We start from the raw sequence: 19,057 nt of genomic DNA on the forward strand, positions 1-19,057 counted from the left end.
TCTCTATAGACTTATTTTTTATGTTGAAATAGAAGGCATGTAGGATGAATGCTGGAAAAGAATGTTGGCATGCATTTTGCAATGAAAAGAGAAAACAATGTAAAGAAAAGGATGGGGTACGTAATGAACACAAAAAAATTTGCTAAAGTAAATGAACAAATTCCTGGACCGAAAGCAGCGTCTTTACTAGAACGCCGCCAAAATATAGTACCAAAAGGAGTAAGTAACGGCATCCCAACGTTTGTACAATCTGCAAATGGTGCCCTTGTAACAGATGTTGATGGCAATCAGTACATTGATTTCGCGGGAGCAATCGGAACAATTAACGTAGGGCATTGTCATCCAGTTGTTAAAGAAGCACTCCATAAACAAGTAGATCAATACATTCATACTGGATTTAATGTCATGATGTATGAGCCATATATTGAATTAGCAGAAAAACTTGCGGCATTAGCACCGGGAAGTTTTGATAAGCAAGTACTATTTTTAAATAGTGGTGCAGAAGCAGTTGAGAACGCTGTGAAAATCGCTCGTAAATATACAAAAAGACCTGGTATTATCGCGTTTTCTAAAGGATTCCACGGGCGTACATTAATGACAATGACGATGACAAGTAAAGTAAAACCATATAAATTTGGATTTGGCCCATTTGCGCCTGAAGTCTATAAAGCACCATTCCCGTACGAATATCGCCGCCCAGAAGGATTAACAGAAGAGCAGTACGATGACTTTATGATTGAAGAGTTTAAGAATTTCTTCATATCAGAAGTAGCGCCAGAAACAATTGCAGCCGTTGTAATGGAACCTGTTCAAGGGGAAGGCGGATTTATCGTTCCAAGTAAGAAGTTTGTGCAAGAAGTACGCAATATTTGTTCAGAACACGGCATCTTATTTGTAGCAGATGAAATTCAAACAGGATTTAGTCGTACAGGAAAGTATTTTGCTATTGATCATTATGATGTCGTTCCAGACCTAATTACGGTATCTAAATCATTAGGCGCTGGTGTACCAATTAGTGGTGTTATTGGGCGCAAGGAAATTATGAATGAGTCTGCACCGGGAGAGCTTGGCGGAACGTATGCAGGAAGCCCGCTAGGATGTGCGGCAGCATTAGCAGTACTTGATGTAATAGAAAAAGAGAATTTAAATGATAGAGCGATAGAATTAGGAAAAGTCGTAATGAACCGATTTGAAGAGATGAAAAATAAATATAATTGCATCGGTGATGTGCGTGGTTTAGGAGCAATGTGTGCATTCGAGCTCGTTCAAGATCATAAGACGAAAGCACCTGATAAAACGTTAACAGCTAACTTGTGCGCAGAAGCAAATAAACGCGGATTGCTTCTATTATCAGCAGGAACATACGGTAATGTTATTCGTGTGTTAATGCCGTTAGTTATTACAGATGAGCAACTTGAGGAAGGTTTAACAATCATTGAAGAATCATTACAAGTCTGTTATGAGAAAGCAAATACTGCGCATGTTTAAAAGCTAAATAATAAATCGCAAACATTCTAGCTGACTCTATATAAAATGCAGAAAATTCACTTTATAATAAAGATAGTGAAGTGAATCGATGGATTGGAAGTTAGGGGTGGCTAGGATGGTTGCAGAAAAGGAACGAATGTTAATGGATTTACAAGATGTATTTGAATATGCGTTTGACGAAATTTTTGTAACTGATGAAAAGGGAATCGTTGTGCGTGTAAATAGTACATGTGAAGGGCACTATCAATTAGCTGCTAAAGAGTTAGTAGGTAAGCATGTAAAAGAATTGCAGAAGGAGGGTATCTTTTATCCATCGGCAACGTTAGAAGTAATTGAAAAAAAGAGACCGATTGAACTCGTTCAAACGACAAAATCAGGAGAGTATTTACATGTTCGTACAAGGCCTGTTTTTGACGATGAGGGGAATTTAAGAAGAGTAATTAGTTACTCTCGTGATCTTACAGAACTCTACCAATTACGTCAAAAGGTAGAGGAAATGGATAATCAGTTAAAAACATATAAAAAAGAATTAAGAGAAACGTATGAGCATGAAGGACTTATTTTTAAAAGTATTGCTATGCAAAAAATAGTCGAGACAATCAAGAAAGTATCCGTGGTAGATAGTACAGTTCTCGTTTTAGGCGAGACAGGAGTAGGGAAGAGTCGATTAGTACGTCATTTACATGAAGTGAGTAACCGGAAGAATGAAAGTTTCTATGAAATTAACTGTGCGGCATTGCCAACGAATTTAATTGAATCAGAGCTTTTTGGATACTCAGGTGGATCTTTTACAGGTGCGAATCGTGAAGGGAAAAAGGGATTATTAGAGTCAGCGCATAAAGGAACTCTTTTCTTAGATGAAATTGGCGAAATGCCGCTTGAAATTCAAGCGAAGCTTTTGCAAGTGTTGCAGGAGAAGACATTTCGCCCTATTGGCGGAAGAGAATTAAAAAAAGTGGATGTTAGAATTGTAGCGGCAACAAATCGAGATTTAAGTATGATGGTGAAACAAGGAACATTCCGGAAAGATTTATATTATCGTCTGAATGTCATTCCAATTTTAATTCCACCACTCCGGGAAAGAACCGAAGATATTTTGCCACTCATTTATCATTATTTACAGCACTTTAATGAGAAATATGGTCGGAATGTAAAATTAGCACCTAGCACATTGCAAATGTTTGTTGGTTACCCTTGGGAAGGAAATAATAGAGAAATAGAAAATGTGATTGAGCGAATTGTTATAACTGCTGACGATATCGTTACGATAGAAGATTTGCCAATAGCGATGCAAGAATCAACGGTTGAACAGTCCGGTCAAAGTCTCTATAAAATGTTAGAAGAAGTAGAACGGAATATTATTTTGAAAGCATATAAAACATATGGATCAAGTTATAAAGTAGCGGAGTTTTTAAAAATAAGTCAATCTGCTGCCACGAGGAAAATAAAGAAACTTATAGAGGAGGAAGAGAACATTGGATAAAAAAGCGACGTTTGTAAATGTAGAGAAAAAGGCGATGTATATAAATGGTGAGTGGATTACATTGCAAGAACAAATCGAAGTAAATAATCCAGCAACGAAGGAAATATTTGCGACTGTACCAAAGGGTGGGGTAACAGAGGCAAAGCAAGCCGTTGATGCTGCGCATGAAGCTTTTAAATCATGGTCTAAGTTAACAGCGGCAGACCGTGCAGCGAAATTAAAAAAATGGTTTACACTTATCGATGAAAATAAAGAAGAGATTGCAGCGATTATGACGAGAGAGCAAGGAAAGCCGTTTCTAGAAGCACTTGGTGAAGTGAATTATGCAAATAGTTTTGTTGAATGGTATGCAGAAGAAGGAAAACGTGTATATGGTGAAATGATTCCTGCTTCTCATCCGAATAAACGTATTTTAGTTATGAAGCAACCAGTTGGGGTTATGGCAGCTATTACACCTTGGAACTTCCCAGCTGCTATGATTACGAGAAAGGTAGCTCCGGCACTTGCAGCAGGCTGTACGGCGGTTGTAAAACCAGCAAGTCAAACGCCATTGACTGCACTGAAATTAGCCGAATTAGCTCATGAAGCAGATATTCCAAAAGGGGTAATCAATATTGTAACAGGTAGTGCGAAAGCAATTGCTGATACGTGGATGGAAGATGGACGTGTTCGAAAGGTGTCCTTTACAGGATCAACGGAAATCGGGAAAGAATTAATGGCTAGTGCTGCACAAACGATGAAAAAAGTTTCGCTTGAGTTAGGTGGCCATGCTCCATTTATCGTAATGAATGATGCGGATTTAGATAAGGCGGTAGAAGCGGTGATTGGTTCGAAGTTCCGTAACGCAGGACAAACGTGTATATGTACAAATCGAGTATTCGTTCAAGAAGACGTATACGAAGTATTTGTAGGGAAGTTCCAAAAGGCAGTAGAGCAGCTGAAAGTAGGAGATGGCTTCGGTGACGGAACGACGGTAGGACCGCTTATTGATGAGAATGCAGTTTCGAAAGTACAAGAACATATCGAAGATGCAGTTCAAAAAGGTGGAGAACTCTTATATGGAGGCCAACAGATTGCAAAGTTAGATGGACATTTTATGCAACCGACTGTAATTGGGTTGGCAAATGATACGATGCTTTGTATGACTGAAGAAACATTTGGACCAGTTGCACCAGTTGCGAAATTTAAAACAGTTGAAGAAGTAATCGAAAGAGCAAATAATACACCATACGGCTTGGCTGCGTATATTTTCACGAAAGATATTAGTCAAGCATTCCAAATTAGTGAAGCATTAGAATACGGTATTATCGGATTAAATGATGGACTTCCATCAGTTGCACAAGCACCGTTCGGTGGCTTTAAAGAGAGTGGCATTGGCCGTGAAGGAGGCCATTTCGGTATCGAAGAATATTTAGAAATTAAATATATTTCATTAGGGCTATAAGTAGTATACTAGAATCTCTATAAGGTAACAGAGAAGGAGATTCTAGTATGGTATATTGGCTATTATTACTTGTTACAATTATTTTTGAAGTCGCTGGAACAATTGCGATGAAATTATCAAATGGCTTAACAAAGCTCGTTCCAAGTGTACTTATTTTCGTATTTTATGGAATTTGTTTCAGTGTATTTGCTATCGTTGTGAAAAAGATTCATTTAAGTATCGCTTATGCCATTTGGTCTGGTGTAGGTACATTGCTTATTACAATCATCAGTGTGTACTTTTTTAAAGAGCATATTAGCTTATTCCAGGCGTTTTGTATTCTCTTTATTGTGTTAGGGGTAATTGGACTTAAGGTTTCATCAGCATCATAAAAGGCTATCTTCCGGTGTGGAAGATAGCCTTTTATTTGTATTAAAACGCCCAGTTACCTTTACGGAAGATTGGTTCATGTCTTCCGTCAGCTGTAATACCGTCAATATCAAGCTCAGCTGATCCAATCATGAAGTCGTTGTGTGTAATACTAGTGTTCGCACCATTTTCAGCAAGTTCTTCTTTAGACATCGTTTTTCCACCAACTAAGTTAAATGCATAAGCACTTCCGATTGCAAGGTGGCAAGATGCATTTTCGTCAAATAGCGTATTGTAGAATAAAACATTTGTGTTTGAAATTGGTGAGTCATGAGGTACTAAAGCCACTTCTCCTAAGAAGTGAGAACCTTCATCTGTTTCTACTAAATGTTTTAAAGCTTCTTCACCAGTTTCTGCTTTATAGTCTACGATACGTCCGTTTTCAAATGTTAACGTGAAGTTATCGATAATGTTACCTGCAAATGCTAACGGTTTTGTGCTAGACACTTGGCCGTTTACACCTGTTTTAAGTGGCATTGTAAATACTTCTTCAGTTGGAATGTTCGCCATAAATGGTACATTCTTTTCATTTAAGCTACCAGCACCAGCCCATACATGTTTTTCTGGAAGTTCGATCGTTAAATCTGTTCCAGGACCTGTATAGTGAAGAGCTTTATAATGTTTTTCGTTTAAGTAATCAACTTTTGTATGTAACGTTTCATCGTGTTCTTTCCATGCTTCTACAGGATTTTCTAAATCAGCGCGAGTCGCTTTGAAAATAGCATCCCACAGTTTTGCTTCTTGTTCTTCCGGTGCAACGTCAGGGAATACCTTAGCAGCCCATTCTTTCGTAGGAACAGAAATGACACACCAGCTTACTTTATCAGCTTGTACGTAATCACGGTATACTTTCATTGCCTCACCAGCTACTTTATGAGCAGCTGCAATACGTGTTGAATCTACACCTTTTAATAAATCAGGGTTTTCTGCATAAATAGACATAAATGCAGCGCCTTCTTTTGCTAATTCTTCACGAGCGTGTGCTTTCCAAGAAGGGAATTCAGAGAATGCTTCTTCAGGAGCTAGATCGAACTTTAAGCGTGTTAACGTTTCATCATTCCAATCTACATATACGTGTTTTGCACCAGATTTATATGCTTTTTCTGTAACGAGGCGTACAAATTGTACAGCTTCAAGAGGTGCACTAATTGATAATGTTTGTCCTGGTTGAATATTAACACCAACATTGACTGCAAGGGCAGCATATTTTTCTAACGTTTGTTCAAATGACATATGTATAATCTCCTTTAATTTGAAAGATTTCTTACTATATATAATACAAGAAAATTCAAAAAATATATATAAATATAGCGTAAAAAGAGAGCTCAAAATATATTGAGCCCTCATCGTCATTTAATCGAAGAAGCAAATTGTTCTACAGTCGTCGTATGGTGTATACGCACACGCTTCATTTTTAATAACTCATCGGGTTCACCTTTTGTAATGAACTTTCCAGGTTTTGTTGTCGTTGCAAATTGATAATATTTCTTCGTTTCTGCAACGACTTTATCATTTACATGACCGAATGGATAAGCAACTGCGATAACGGGCTTACCTGTTATTTTTTCTAGTTTTTCTTTTGATCCCTTTAATTCTTCTTCGTAGTTTGTAATCTTCGGCAAGTCGGCATGTGTTGCAGTATGAGATTGCATGGAGAAAATACCGGAATCAACCATTTCTTTTATTTCAGATGTAGAAAGGGATCCTTCAGTATCGACATTATTAACAATCATATATTCTGTTGCCGCCGGTTTAAACGTATCATCTTTTAACTTTTGTAAAATATGAAAGGCATTCATATTATTTTGCATACCGTCATCAAACGTAACAAAGATAGGTTTATTCACTTTATTAATATCGCCCCAGCGTTCAAAGGTTAGTAAGGTATAGCCGTTGTCTTTTAAATATTTCATTTGGGCTTCAAAGTTAGCAGGTGATACGAATAAATCTTTAATGCCTTGTCCGGGATAATTATCGATTGCATGGTACATAAGAACGGGAACCTTTTGCTCGAAAGTAATAGCAGATTTTGTGAGTGGAATGGTCTTCCCATCTTCTTTCATTCCTATTGCTTCAATTTGAAACTCACCGCGTTTTCCTTCAAATTCTTTTATGTCAAAAGGAAGTGAAAATTGCTTTTCCTTTTCTTTAGAAGACAAAGATTTAGCAGTTTCCTTTCCATCAGCGGTACGCCAAATTTTATATTGTACCTCAGTAAAAGTATCTTTTATATCTGTCATATGGATAGTAGTATTTGTAGCTTCGTGTGTAATTGGGTTATAAGAAATTTTACCTTGTTCTTGCGTGGTCTCTACTTGTTCCTTAGTTTCTTGAACCTTTTTCTCTTTTTTAGGTTCCTGGCTTACGTTACTAGTATTACAGCCTGCTAGAATGGCAGATGTACATAAAGCGATTGCTGCATATTTTCTCATAAAATCACCTTCTATTGTGTATTATGTTGCATACTTATATTTAAAATCCCCACCGCTGTAAGAGCGGTGGGGATATACCCTTATTCATCATATCATTTTTAATTATGAGATAGGTTAGTGACTTTTGATAGAAATATTCTTTCGTCTTTTAGTAAAGTTTACTTTATCCCGCATTAACGGGCAGTAAGACCCTATCTCAGAATTCAGCAAAAGCAAAGAGGTTATGTGAGGGATCAACTGCCCGTAAAAGTCCGATTGGTTCAACTAGTAATCAGTGGGGGTGAACAAAACCCCCACTGATTAAAGTTTCACTTTATAAGAGATATGAATTTTTCCATAGATGTATTAGGCCCTACAAAATGGCGTTTAATTAAGTACTGTTCGTTTGGTATCCCTTTTGTAATGTGATTACCATGATCAGTAGTTACTGCGAATTCATAATGTTTTTTTGTTTCTTCAACAGCCGAATCATTATAAGAACCTACTGGATAGGCGAGAGCGATGACCTTTTTACCAGTAAGAGCTTCAATTTTTTCTTTCGAACCACGTAATTCCTCATCATAATTGCTTGAATGAGCCATCATCGTATGATTAGCAGTATGAGATTGAATAGAAAAAATGCCTGAATCCATCATTTGTTTTATATCATCTGTTGATAGACGATTTGGTTTGTCTATCTCATTTGCAGTAAGAAATTCAGTAGCTGTAGGTTGGAATGTATCATCCTTCAGTTTTTGTAAAATATGAAGAGCATTCATATTATTTTTTCGACCATCATCCATGGTTACAAAAACAGGTTTATTTACACGATTTATATCATTCCAACGTTCAAACGTAAGCATCGTATAACCGTTATCTTTCAAATATTGCATATGCTTTTCGAATTGCTCAGGTGGCACATATAAGCCATAATCCCCATCACTTGGCCCAGGGTATTTCTCAATCGCATGGTACATTAAAACGGGTACACGTTGCTGGAATGTAATTTTAGATGTTACTAGATTTGTTTCAGTATTATCTTCTTTGATTCCTATTGTTTCAATTTGAAATTCGCCACGTTTTAAATGAAATGATTTTAAATGTAGTGGGAGGGCAAAGTCACGATCTTTTTCTTGTGAAGTAAAAGTTTGTTTGCTTTCAGGACCATCAGCAGTACGCCAAATATTGTAACGTACTTGTTTGAATGAATCTCTTAAATCTTTGGTATAAAGCGTGGTGTTTTGTGCGTTATATTCATACGGATCCCATGTAATAACTCCTTTTGTTAAAGGAATTTCAACTGCTTTCGCTTTTTTTGGTTCAACTGTTTGTTTCGCCGTTGCTTCTTTTATTTGTTTATCACTAGAGCTACTAGTGTTACAACCTACGAGAATAGCAGAAGAAAGTAAAGCGATATATGTATACTTTTTCATTCTATCATCCTTCTATTGTGTTTTAATTATCATCACTTATGTCATGAAACAATCGTTCTTATAAGTGACACTAATTCAAATTTTTGATTTTAAAAATTTGAATTATACCCTTGTCCATCATATCACTATAGAATATATAGGGGAATACGATTTTGGAATATTTCGGAAAAAATACCTTATTTTTTTCTGGTGAGATTTACATAAAAATACATTTGGAAGATGAAAAAACTCCACCTAAACTTCCTTTAGAAAAGGAGAAGTAAGGTGGAGTTTTTTATTAAATAAATAATCCAGCGATTGTTGCAGATAAAATAGAAGCAAGTGTTGATGCAAATAGCATTTTCCAGCCGAATTTAGAAACGATGCTTCCTTGTTTTTCAGAAAGGGCACGGATTGTACCGACAATCGCACCAATTTGGCTAATACTTGCGAAGCTAATTAAGAATACTGTAACGATTCCAACTGTACGTGGAGATAATGTTGATGCAACATCTTTTAAATCAAGGATTGCTACAAACTCGTTTAATACAATCTTCGTACCCATAATACCACCAGCAGGGATAATATCTTGAGTTGGAATACCCATTAAGAATGCGAATGGAGCAAGTATATAACCGAAGATTTGTTGTAACGTAACAGCATATCCCATTGCACCTGAAGCGGCGCTAATTACGTAGTTCACAACTTCCATCACACCGATGAAGGCGATCATTAATGCAGCAACGATACCAGCTACTTTTAAGCCGTCAAGCGCACCGTTAATCATTGCGCCGATAAAACTGTCTCCGAATAAGGTTCTATCAAATTTTTGAATCACTTCATCTTCTTTCTTCGTATCAACAGGTGTTAATAACGAACAAACAATTAAGCTTGAGAATAAGTTTAGTGGAAGAGCTGCTAGTACATATTTTGCATCTAACATCATTACGTATGATGCTGTAACAGAAGCAGAAACTGAACTCATTGCAGAACAACAAATGATAAACATACGGTTTTTGTTAAAATGCTGTAAATCATTTTTAATAACGATTAACGCTTCACTTGAACCGAAGAATACAGAGTTTACTGCGTGGAATGATTCAACGCGTGGTAAACCAGTGATTTTTGAAATTGCACCGCCGACAACGCGAACGATGAATGGTAAAACACCTAAATAACTAAAGATAGAAAGTAGTGCTGAGAAAAATACGATAATTAATAGTACGTTTAAGAAAAAGACAAAATCTCTTTGAATTCCATTAAAGAGAAAATCGACACCTGTCGTACCAAGTTTAATTAGTTTGTTGAAAACTTTACCAATGAAAATAATGATTTGTTGACCAATCTTTGTGCCAAACATAAACCAACCGATTAAAATTTGGAAACCAATCATAATTGCAATTGCACGGAAGTTGATTTTACTTTTGTTGTTTGACAAAGCAAAACATAAACCTAAAACGACAAGAATACCGATAATGCTCATTACATATTGCATGTAGTTGCCCCTTTCAGAAGTTCGTATAAAGTTTGTACATAAAACTCCCGTTATATTACTAAAAATAAAACAAAGAGGTTTTATGTCATACGTAAGATGTCTGACCTTTTAGAAAAATAAAAATAAAAAAAGACCCATATGGATTCACTTTCATCTATGAGAGAAAGCTAATCAATATGAGTCCTTTTTTGCACATAGGCTAATATTCATTAGTTTTCCCCATAGTCCAGCAATTTAAGGTTGCAGGGTAGAAACTCTCGATCCATATTATCGAGTATATATGAGGTAACATCGTCCGTATTAAATTAGTAGTAGCGTAACATTAACAGAGAACTATCGTCAATAGCTTTTTTTCTTCCGATAGAAATAGACCATATAAGTATGATAAAATGTAACGCAGTGTTATGAAAAAGAGAGGTCGGAAAATGAGTACAAAAATGACGCCACCAGTTGAGAAAAACGAGTTTATAGATGTAGTATTTGAAGATTTAACACATGATGGTGCCGGTGTTGCGAAAGTAAAAGGATATCCTATTTTCGTTAAAAACGGATTACCAGGTGAAGAAGCCCAAATTAAAATTATTAAAGTGAAGAAAAACTTCGCATTCGGTCGTTTAATGAAGCTTCATACAGAGAGCCCATATCGTAAAGATGCAGAGTGCCCAGTGTACAATCAGTGCGGTGGTTGCCAGCTTCAGCACTTAACATATGAAGGGCAATTACAAGCGAAAGAAAAACAAGTACGTGACGTTATGCAGCGCATTGGAGGACTAAGCGATGTTCCTGTGCATCCTGTACTTGGCATGAAGAACCCATGGGTATACCGTAATAAAGCACAAGTACCAATCGGAGAACGTGAAGGCGGACTTGTAGCTGGTTTCTATCGTCAAGGAACGCATGACATCATTAATATGGAATCATGTTTAATTCAAGCAGAAGAGAACGATACATTAATTCAAGAAGTAAAACGTATTTGTGAAAAGCATGGTATCACTGCATACAACGAAGAGCGTAACAAAGGAATACTTCGCCACGTAATGGCTCGTTACGGACAAGTAACAGGGGAAATCATGCTTGTCTTCATTACTCGTACAGCAGAATTGCCAAACAAAAAAGCAATCATTGAAGAAATTGCAGCGAAATTCCCAGAGGTAAAATCAATTGTTCAAAACGTAAACTCGAAACGTACAAATGTAATCTTCGGAGACAAAACGACAGTACTGTACGGATCAGAATATATTTATGACTTTATCGGTGACATTAAATTTGCGATTTCAGCACGTTCATTCTATCAAGTAAATCCAGAACAAACGAAAGTGTTATACGATAAAACGTTAGAATACGCAAAATTAGATGGTAACGAAACAGTAATTGATGCCTATTGCGGAATTGGATCAATTTCTTTATTCCTAGCACAAAAAGCGAAAAAAGTGTACGGCGTTGAAATCGTCCCAGAAGCAATCGAAGACGCAAATCGTAACGCAGCACTAAACAACATGACAAATGCTGAATTTGGCGTAGGAGAAGCAGAAGTAGTCATTCCAAAATGGTACAAAGAAGGCGTAATTGCTGACACGATGGTCGTAGATCCACCGCGTAAAGGCTGTGATGAAGCATTACTAAACACAATCATCGACATGAAACCAAAACGCGTCGTATACGTATCATGTAACCCTGCAACATTAGCACGTGACTTAAAAGTACTAGAAGAAGGCGGATATAAAACGCAGGAAGTACAACCTGTTGATATGTTCCCGCATACGACTCATGTGGAGTGTGTAGCTTGGCTTAAGTTGGTATAATAGGAAAGCAGTTGATATAGGAAAATCTATACCATCTGCTTTTTGGTTTATTGAGAGTTTGAAATTGTATTCATAGTGAGAGGATTTGAATTTGAAATGATAGATAATTTTTGGCGTGATTTACCACGACCATTTTTTGTACTTGCACCAATGGAAGATGTGACAGACGTTGTTTTTCGTCACGTAGTAAGTGAAGCTGGTCGTCCGGACGTATTCTTCACAGAGTTTACAAACTCGGATAGCTATTGCCATCCAGAAGGTATGAAAAGTGTACGTGGCCGTTTAATTTTTACAGAAGATGAACAACCAATCGTGGCGCATATTTGGGGAGATAATCCTGAATATTTCCGTCAAATGAGTATTGGTATGGCAGAGTTAGGATTTAAAGGTATTGATATTAACATGGGTTGCCCTGTACCGAACGTAGCATCAAGAGGAAAAGGTAGTGGTCTTATTCTACGCCCAGACGTTGCGGCAGAACTTATTCAAGCTGCAAAAGCAGGCGGACTACCTGTCAGCGTAAAAACAAGACTTGGCTTTAAAGAGTTAAGTGAGTGGGAAGATTGGTTAACGCACATCTTCAAACAAGATATTGCGAACCTTTCTATTCATTTACGCACAAGAGAAGAAATGAGCCAAGTAGATGCGCACTGGGAGCTAATTCCAGAAATTAAAAAATTACGTGATCGTATTGCACCAAATACACTCCTAACGATAAACGGAGACATTCCTGATCGTAAAACTGGGCTGGAACTTGCTGAAAAATACGGTATTGATGGTGTTATGATCGGACGAGGCATCTTCAAAAACCCGTTTGCTTTCGAAAAAGAGCCAAGAGAGCATAGCAGTAAAGAACATTTAGATCTTTTAAGACTACAACTTGATCTTCAAGATCAATATGCAGAAGTATTACCACGCTCTATCACAGGACTACATCGCTTCTTCAAAATTTATGTAAAAGGCTTCCCTGGAGCTGCTGAACTAAGAAATCAATTAATGAGCACGAAATCGACGGATGAAGTGCGTGCATTACTTGATAAGTTTGAGGCGAGTGTGAATGTGGTAGAAGGTAGTGAAACAGTGTAACTTTTGAAAGTTACACTGTTTCACTTTAATTAAGGTGAACCGTATCATAAGTAAGTGAGGTATTCTATGTAAAAGGGGTAAGAAAAGAATACAGGAGAAAAGTGAAAATGGTAGGTTGGTCTTGATTTTCAATGATAGTATCATGTTTATTTTATTATGCCTATAATTGGAGGCCATGTGAATGTTAAGTGATCAGGCGAGATATTCTAGGCTCGCGAATATAACAAAAATAATAAATACAAAACTAGAACTACGTGAAGTATTGCAGCGTGTAACAATGGCGATATCAGAGGAGATTGTTAAGTGCAACGCTGTTGGAATCTATTTACCCCAGGAAGATGGAACATTTAGAGGGTTTGCAGGAAAACCAGAGACAATAAATGGCGTAACGCTCGATACTCAGGTAATTGATCCTGAAATAGACTTACTGGCAAAAGAAGTTATTGAAACCCAAAAAACCATTTATATTCCTGATACATCAAAGGATCATCGGCCGGATCCGAGACCAGTTGCTGCGTTCAAAATTAAGTCCTTATTAGCTCTACCTATCTCATTTGGGCAAGAGTTATTTGGTCTGGTTTTTTTATTTGATTATGGAATTCCAATGAACTTAACAAATTCAGAAATTCAAAGTGTTGAAGCTTATGTAAATATGGCTGCGGTCGCAATTCAAAACGCAAATAATTTAACACAAAAGGAAAACCTTATTGCCGAGAAGCAGCTGTTACTAAATGTTACCCGTGATTTATCAATGTGTTCCTCGATACAGGAGAGTTTTGATAAATGTTTTTTTTACTTAGGACAGATTTTAGAGAGTAACAGCATGGCAGCCCACCTTTTAGACCCCCTAGACAAAACAACGATTAAAACAACGAAGTTAAGCAAGGACTGTGATTGGACAGAAGCGGATTGGATGGAGAAAAGCTATGAAGCTAAGATCCAAGAGGTTATTCAAACAAAAAATATAGATAGTAAGGGTCTACTGATGATTCCATTGGTTTTAATGGGAGAAGTGTTAGGAGTAATCGTCGTTGACAAAGAGGGAAAAGCTCACAATTATGATAATTCCCAAATGCAACTGGCAAAATCTATCGTTGATGCCACAGCGCCTACGTTTTCAAACTTGTTATATATGGATCGACTTGAAAGCATGGTGGAAGAGCGAACGAGAGAACTAGCTGTTGCTAATGAAAAAGTTACAAGTGTGATTGAAAGTATTACGGATGGATTCTTTACTTTAAATAATACATGGGAATTTACGTACGTAAATAAGCATCAATATTTTCCACAAAGAAAAACAGCAAAAGATGTATTAGGCAAGAATATATGGGAGATTTTCCCGAGTAGCATTGATGAAGTCATGTATAAGGAACTTCATCGTGTAATGTCAGAGCGAACTACAGTGTATTTTGAATTTTTTTCTGGCCCTGATGAATATTGGTACGAAGTTATTGCATACCCGTATGATGATGGTATTTCTTGTATTTTTAAAAATATAACGGAAAAAAAGCAATATGAGCAGGAATTGAAAAGGTTATCCAACATAGATTTAATAGGGCAAATGGCAGCTGGTATCAGCCATGAGATTAGAAATCCAATGACAACAGTACGAGGATTTTTGCAGTTATTAAAAGAAGAGCCCACCTATGAGAAACATAATAAGCACTTTAATTTAATGATTGAAGAACTTGACCGTGCCAATTCTATTATTACTGAATTTCTCTCAATGGGTAATACAAGGAAATCGGATTTGCAGATGTTAGATTTAAATTCAATTATCCGCGATATTATTCCTTTAATAAAGATTGATACGCATAACCAAAATAAATATATTCAAGTCGATACAAATGACATTCCGGAATTACTTTTAAATCGTAATGAGATACGGCAATTATTAATAAACTTATACCGTAATGGCTTAGAAGCAATGGACACAGAGAAAGTTCTAACCATTAGCACCTACAAAGAAGGTCGAGATTGTGTGGTGCTTGCAGTGCGGGATCAAGGAAAAGGTATCAGGCCTGAAGTATTAGAGAAACTGGGTACGCCATTTTACACGACCAAAGATAATGGGACAGGATTGGGATTAGGTATATGTTATGCCATTGCTGCCCGTCATAATGCAAAAATAGAAATTCAAACAGGATCGGAAGGCACTACCTTTTTTGTTAAATTTAATTATGATAATAATGAAAAATAACCTTATTTAGATTAGTTTTGTTGAACTGTACCACAAATATTCATATTTGAGTTGCATAAAAAAATGGACAAATCTATATTAGGTTTGTCCATTTTCAAGCATGTTAATTAATAGTAAATCCCCATCCGAAGTTTCGTTCAGCATCTTTATAATCAATTAAATAATTCAATATTGATTCCTTCCCATATTCTAGTATCAGCACGATTGAATTGGGATTAAATGTAAAAACAGGTACCTAAACAGCATATGTTGCTGTTTTAAAATCATCCCCACAAGCAATAATCCACCCAAGACTACAAAACCTCCCCCTAAAATGTTAAAGTAGTAACTTAACGACATTCATTTACACATGCTAAAAAGCATTAAGATAATCAACATTTCAGGAGGAAACCCAATGGCAATGAGCAACAACGATATATTAAAAAGAGTAAGATACGCTTTAGATATAAAAGATATAGATATGGTAGAAATCTTTGAACTTGGCGGGATGGAAGTAACGAAAGAAGACGTAGTTGATATGCTTACAAAAATAAAGAGAGCGCCTCAGCATGAAGCTGAAAATGATGATGTAATCGAAGATGAGTACGTATTAACATGCGACATGATGATGTTAGAGGCATTTTTAAATGGATTTATTACTTTAAAAAGAGGGAAGCAAGATCCGAAACCAGGACAACCGGCACCTGTACAAAGTAAAGAGAGTGCTAATAACCTTCTTCTAAAGAAAATGAAAATCGCACTATCATTAACGAGTGAGGATGTACTTGATATATTAGATAGCGTAGGTGTTACGGTAACAAAAGGAGAGTTAGGCGCTCTATTAAGAAAAAAAGGCCATAAAAATTACAAAGAGTGCGGCGATAGATACGCAAGGAATTTCATTAAGGGATTAGGTGTAAAGTATAGAGGGTAATGAGTTTGTTAAAGCAGCAAATGATATAATAGGTAGAGTAGGACGTTTGTATCCTACTCTTTTTTACTTGTAAAAATAATACACTAGGTGATGAAATGGTACATACATATTTAGGTGAGACAATTCATTTTCATATAACTTATAAAAAGAAAAAGTCTGTGCGTCTTTTTGTAGATTCGTACGGAAATGTGGAAGTGCAAGCTCCAAAAGGGACACCTGTTGAATACTTAGTCCAGTTGCTAGAGGAGAAGTGGGATTGGATTCAGACAACCCGTAAGGAAATGCAGGAGCGAGCGCTTGGACCACAGGAAAAGGATTATGATCAAGGAGAGGGCTTTTTGTATTTAGGAAACACGTATCCGATACAAATTTCTCAAGATGCAAGCATTACGCAAGATAATGCAGTGTTTGAGGGAGATAAGCTACATATTTATGTGAAAGAGCTTAAGGATGAGAAAGTACAGCAAGCTTTAAAACGATTTTACTATAAGCAGTGTAAGTCATTAGTAGAGAAGAGTATTAAAGCGCATCAAAGTAATTTCAAAACAAAACCACGCTCTATTCGTATTACAGATAGTAGTCGTACGTGGGGGACTTGTGATTCGAATTTACAACTAACATTCAATTGGAAGCTAGCGATGGCACCACAGCGAGTAATTGATTATGTAGTCGTTCACGAAATGTGCCATATGGTTCATTTAAATCATGATCGCTCTTTCTGGCGTCTTGTCGGGAAGATAATGCCTGATTATAAGGAAATGGAGAACTGGTTAGCGTTATCTAGTTGGAAGATGACGGTTTAGGAAGGGATATCGATTTTTGTCGGTAAATCGATATTCCGTGTCGAATCGTTGATATATTGTGAGTTATGATAGATATATTTGAAAAATCGTTGATATATTGTAAGTTATGATAGATATATTCGAAAAATCGTTGATATAATTTCATTTACCACAGAATTGTTTAACGGATCGAAAAAAGGAGATGTCACAAGGGACATCTCCTTTTTTCGAGCATATAGATTATCGCCCAAACTTCACAACAAAATCCCCATCCATTTTCTCCATCTCATACCCAAGATACCCCTCCGAAAGCAAAGCCTGCTGTCCACTAGCATCACTCATTAGAATACTTTGAACATCTGTCCAATCGTTTTCCTTATCTCTGCGCAATTCCTTCATAAAAACATACCGCAGACTACCACCATACTTCTCCTTTAGCGCAGCAATCGCCATCCCTTGCGCAAACTTATCCTTCAAACTCGGAATGTTAAAAGGAGCAACGGTGCAGCAAACGTAATCGTATTTGCTATCTTCTTTTTGCAATTCTTCCATAATGACTTTTGCTAATATTTTTTGCATCCCATTTCCTCGGCAGTTCGGATGAACATTTGAGATTTCTTGATAGATGACGCGATGTAGTTCGCTTTCTGCTATGCCAATATCAAGCCCTAAATGTTCATCATCGATAGGAGGGACGAGTAGAGCGCGAAATGCGATGAGTTCGTTTTCGATAAAAGCACCGATCATCATGCCGTTTCCTTCTAGAATGTATTGAAACTCTTCTAGCGAGAGTGGTTGTAAGCGATTTTTATCCTCTAGCGCTTCAACTACGATGTTTTGTAGTGATAAAATTTGTTCGATGTGCTCTAGTGATAGTAATGTAACATGAAATGATTCGTTATTTTGTTTTAATGTTCCTTCGTATAGAACCGTCATATGATAGTCCTCCTTTAGCGTACAACGTCTTGAAAGACGGTTAGTTCTTGTAATGTATCTTCATTTATTTCAATGCCGAGTCCTGGCTTTTCGTTTAAGCGAATGAATGGTACGTCGTAATGTAAGTTTCCGATGTCTTTCGTGAACTTTAATGGACCTGTAAGTTCAACGCTCGTAATGATTTTTTTCGAGAAAGCGACATGGAATCCTGCGGAAGAGGCAACGGATGATTCGACCATGGATCCAACTTGGCATTCAATGCCGGCCATTTCTGCTTGATGAGCGAGTTTTACAGCGGGATATATGCCGCCGCATTTCATTAGTTTTATATTCACTTTATCAGCCGCGTCTAGTTTTATAATTTGGCGCATTTCACGAGAACCTTTTAATCCTTCATCAATCATAAGTGGAAGGTCTGTCTTAGAACGGATATGAGCCATGGCATCAATATCGTCCGCGATAACAGGTTGTTCAATCCAGTCAATGTTTAAATGTCCTAATGAACGCAGTGCTGTTAATGTATTCGCGCTATTTTTCCAACCTTGGTTTACATCAACACGAATCGCAATATCATTTCCTACACGTTCACGTACCGCTTCAATTCTTTTTACATCTTCTTTTACATTTGTACCGACTTTCATTTTGAAAGATTGGTAACCTTTTTGAATCATGGAAGCAGCTTCTTTTGCCATGGCTTCAGGTTCGGCGATACTTAAGACGTGAGTGACAGGGAAGTCTTCATGGTAGCGTCCGCCAATTAATTGATATACAGGTTGATTTAATTTTTTGCCCATTATATCAAAACAAGCAATATCAATCGCGGCCTTCGCAGTAGGAACACCGTAAATTGTGTTATCCATCATATCGTGTATTTTCTCGATATTCATTGGATCTTGTCCGATGAGCACAGGAGCAAGTGTATGTTTTAAAGTATGGAAAGTACTTTCCCATGATTCACCTGTGACGTGATCATCAGCAACGCCTTCACCGTAACCGATAATACCTTCATCTGTTTCCATTTTGACGATAATAGAAGGCATATCAGAATAAGAACCGTAACTAATAACAAACGGATCGCGAAGCGGTAAACGAATTGCGTAAAGGTGAATAGCTGTAATTTTCATTGAATAAAGACCCCTTCCTGTTTACAATGGTTTTGTACATTTGATATAGTTGACGTTAAATAGTCGTTAATTA

Annotated in this window: 15 protein-coding genes and 1 riboswitch; of the genes, 9 read left to right on the forward strand and 6 right to left on the reverse strand. The window is 37.0% G+C overall.

The genetic code is table 11. The annotated features are described in order from the left end of the window. Positions 1 to 123 precede the first annotated feature (123 nt). The 4 genes from gabT (at position 124) to ATN06_RS01970 (ending at position 4,786) form a co-directional block, all read left to right on the forward strand. The gene (gabT, locus tag ATN06_RS01955) at positions 124 to 1,488 is read left to right on the forward strand and encodes a 4-aminobutyrate--2-oxoglutarate transaminase (protein WP_060633083.1); all 1,365 of its coding nucleotides are present in this window, start codon (positions 124 to 126) and stop codon (positions 1,486 to 1,488) included. Between the two features lie 115 nt (positions 1,489 to 1,603). Further along, complete coding sequence (locus ATN06_RS01960) at positions 1,604 to 2,971, forward strand: sigma-54 interaction domain-containing protein (protein WP_060629335.1); 1,368 nt, start codon at positions 1,604 to 1,606, stop codon at positions 2,969 to 2,971. Continuing rightward, positions 2,964 to 4,415 (forward strand): NADP-dependent succinate-semialdehyde dehydrogenase, encoded by a 1,452-nt coding sequence (gabD, locus tag ATN06_RS01965; RefSeq protein WP_060629336.1) that lies wholly within the window; start codon positions 2,964 to 2,966, stop codon positions 4,413 to 4,415. Before ATN06_RS01960 ends, gabD begins: the two co-directional genes overlap by 8 nt. 47 nt (positions 4,416 to 4,462) lie before the next feature. Next, the gene (locus ATN06_RS01970; RefSeq protein ID WP_000263262.1) at positions 4,463 to 4,786 is read left to right on the forward strand and encodes a DMT family transporter; all 324 of its coding nucleotides are present in this window, start codon (positions 4,463 to 4,465) and stop codon (positions 4,784 to 4,786) included. Between the two features lie 40 nt (positions 4,787 to 4,826). Here ATN06_RS01970 and ATN06_RS01975 read toward each other — a convergent pair whose 3' ends face one another. From ATN06_RS01975 to ATN06_RS01990, 4 genes are all read right to left on the reverse strand, one after another. Then, positions 4,827 to 6,056, reverse strand: a complete 1,230-nt coding sequence (locus ATN06_RS01975; RefSeq protein ID WP_060629337.1) for an aminopeptidase — start codon at positions 6,054 to 6,056, stop codon at positions 4,827 to 4,829. Between the two features lie 116 nt (positions 6,057 to 6,172). Then, positions 6,173 to 7,255, reverse strand: a complete 1,083-nt coding sequence (locus ATN06_RS01980) for a polysaccharide deacetylase family protein (protein ID WP_060629338.1) — start codon at positions 7,253 to 7,255, stop codon at positions 6,173 to 6,175. A 308-nt stretch (positions 7,256 to 7,563) separates the two neighbouring features. After that, positions 7,564 to 8,667, reverse strand: coding sequence for a polysaccharide deacetylase family protein (locus ATN06_RS01985; RefSeq protein ID WP_060629339.1), 1,104 nt, complete (start codon positions 8,665 to 8,667; stop codon positions 7,564 to 7,566). Between the two features lie 277 nt (positions 8,668 to 8,944). Continuing rightward, the gene (locus ATN06_RS01990) at positions 8,945 to 10,141 is read right to left on the reverse strand and encodes a NupC/NupG family nucleoside CNT transporter (RefSeq protein ID WP_060629340.1); all 1,197 of its coding nucleotides are present in this window, start codon (positions 10,139 to 10,141) and stop codon (positions 8,945 to 8,947) included. Positions 10,142 to 10,343: 202 nt separating this feature from the next. Then, a riboswitch (purine riboswitch) is annotated at positions 10,344 to 10,445 on the reverse strand. Between the two features lie 121 nt (positions 10,446 to 10,566). On the opposite strand from ATN06_RS01990, the gene rlmD reads away from it, so the two are divergent. From rlmD to ATN06_RS02015, 5 genes are all read left to right on the forward strand, one after another. Further along, entirely contained in the window at positions 10,567 to 11,943 is a 1,377-nt protein-coding gene (gene rlmD / locus ATN06_RS01995; protein WP_060629341.1) for a 23S rRNA (uracil(1939)-C(5))-methyltransferase RlmD, read from the forward strand. A 96-nt stretch (positions 11,944 to 12,039) separates the two neighbouring features. After that, the gene (locus ATN06_RS02000) at positions 12,040 to 13,029 is read left to right on the forward strand and encodes a tRNA dihydrouridine synthase (RefSeq protein ID WP_060629342.1); all 990 of its coding nucleotides are present in this window, start codon (positions 12,040 to 12,042) and stop codon (positions 13,027 to 13,029) included. 181 nt (positions 13,030 to 13,210) lie between these two features. Then, positions 13,211 to 15,229: a GAF domain-containing sensor histidine kinase gene (locus ATN06_RS02005; RefSeq protein ID WP_060629343.1), complete on the forward strand. Its 2,019-nt coding sequence runs from the start codon at positions 13,211 to 13,213 to the stop codon at positions 15,227 to 15,229. A 394-nt stretch (positions 15,230 to 15,623) separates the two neighbouring features. Next, positions 15,624 to 16,142, forward strand: a complete 519-nt coding sequence (locus tag ATN06_RS02010) for a YehS family protein (protein WP_060629344.1) — start codon at positions 15,624 to 15,626, stop codon at positions 16,140 to 16,142. Positions 16,143 to 16,237: 95 nt separating this feature from the next. Continuing rightward, entirely contained in the window at positions 16,238 to 16,945 is a 708-nt protein-coding gene (locus ATN06_RS02015) for a M48 family metallopeptidase (protein WP_060629345.1), read from the forward strand. Between the two features lie 219 nt (positions 16,946 to 17,164). Here ATN06_RS02015 and ATN06_RS02020 read toward each other — a convergent pair whose 3' ends face one another. Next, positions 17,165 to 17,860 (reverse strand): hypothetical protein, encoded by a 696-nt coding sequence (locus ATN06_RS02020; RefSeq protein ID WP_060629346.1) that lies wholly within the window; start codon positions 17,858 to 17,860, stop codon positions 17,165 to 17,167. Positions 17,861 to 17,874: 14 nt separating this feature from the next. After that, positions 17,875 to 18,984 (reverse strand): mandelate racemase/muconate lactonizing enzyme family protein, encoded by a 1,110-nt coding sequence (locus ATN06_RS02025; RefSeq protein ID WP_060629347.1) that lies wholly within the window; start codon positions 18,982 to 18,984, stop codon positions 17,875 to 17,877. Positions 18,985 to 19,057 lie beyond the last annotated feature (73 nt).

The organism is Bacillus thuringiensis (assembly GCF_001455345.1).
GTDB classification, from domain to species: Bacteria; Bacillota; Bacilli; order Bacillales; family Bacillaceae_G; genus Bacillus_A; species Bacillus_A thuringiensis_N.

Excerpts from the sequence above, each read along its gene's own strand:
- gabT (WP_060633083.1), top strand. The coding sequence starts at position 124 with ATGAACACAAAAAAATTTGCTAAAGTAAATGAACAAATTCCTGGACCG.
- ATN06_RS01960 (WP_060629335.1), top strand. The coding sequence starts at position 1,604 with ATGGTTGCAGAAAAGGAACGAATGTTAATGGATTTACAAGATGTATTT.
- ATN06_RS01970 (WP_000263262.1), top strand. The coding sequence starts at position 4,463 with ATGGTATATTGGCTATTATTACTTGTTACAATTATTTTTGAAGTCGCT.
- ATN06_RS01975 (WP_060629337.1), bottom strand. The coding sequence starts at position 6,056 with ATGTCATTTGAACAAACGTTAGAAAAATATGCTGCCCTTGCAGTCAAT.
- ATN06_RS01980 (WP_060629338.1), bottom strand. The coding sequence starts at position 7,255 with ATGAGAAAATATGCAGCAATCGCTTTATGTACATCTGCCATTCTAGCA.
- ATN06_RS01985 (WP_060629339.1), bottom strand. The coding sequence starts at position 8,667 with ATGAAAAAGTATACATATATCGCTTTACTTTCTTCTGCTATTCTCGTA.
- ATN06_RS01990 (WP_060629340.1), bottom strand. The coding sequence starts at position 10,141 with ATGCAATATGTAATGAGCATTATCGGTATTCTTGTCGTTTTAGGTTTA.
- rlmD (WP_060629341.1), top strand. The coding sequence starts at position 10,567 with ATGAGTACAAAAATGACGCCACCAGTTGAGAAAAACGAGTTTATAGAT.
- ATN06_RS02000 (WP_060629342.1), top strand. The coding sequence starts at position 12,040 with ATGATAGATAATTTTTGGCGTGATTTACCACGACCATTTTTTGTACTT.
- ATN06_RS02005 (WP_060629343.1), top strand. The coding sequence starts at position 13,211 with ATGTTAAGTGATCAGGCGAGATATTCTAGGCTCGCGAATATAACAAAA.
- ATN06_RS02010 (WP_060629344.1), top strand. The coding sequence starts at position 15,624 with ATGGCAATGAGCAACAACGATATATTAAAAAGAGTAAGATACGCTTTA.
- ATN06_RS02015 (WP_060629345.1), top strand. The coding sequence starts at position 16,238 with ATGGTACATACATATTTAGGTGAGACAATTCATTTTCATATAACTTAT.
- ATN06_RS02020 (WP_060629346.1), bottom strand. The coding sequence starts at position 17,860 with ATGACGGTTCTATACGAAGGAACATTAAAACAAAATAACGAATCATTT.
- ATN06_RS02025 (WP_060629347.1), bottom strand. The coding sequence starts at position 18,984 with ATGAAAATTACAGCTATTCACCTTTACGCAATTCGTTTACCGCTTCGC.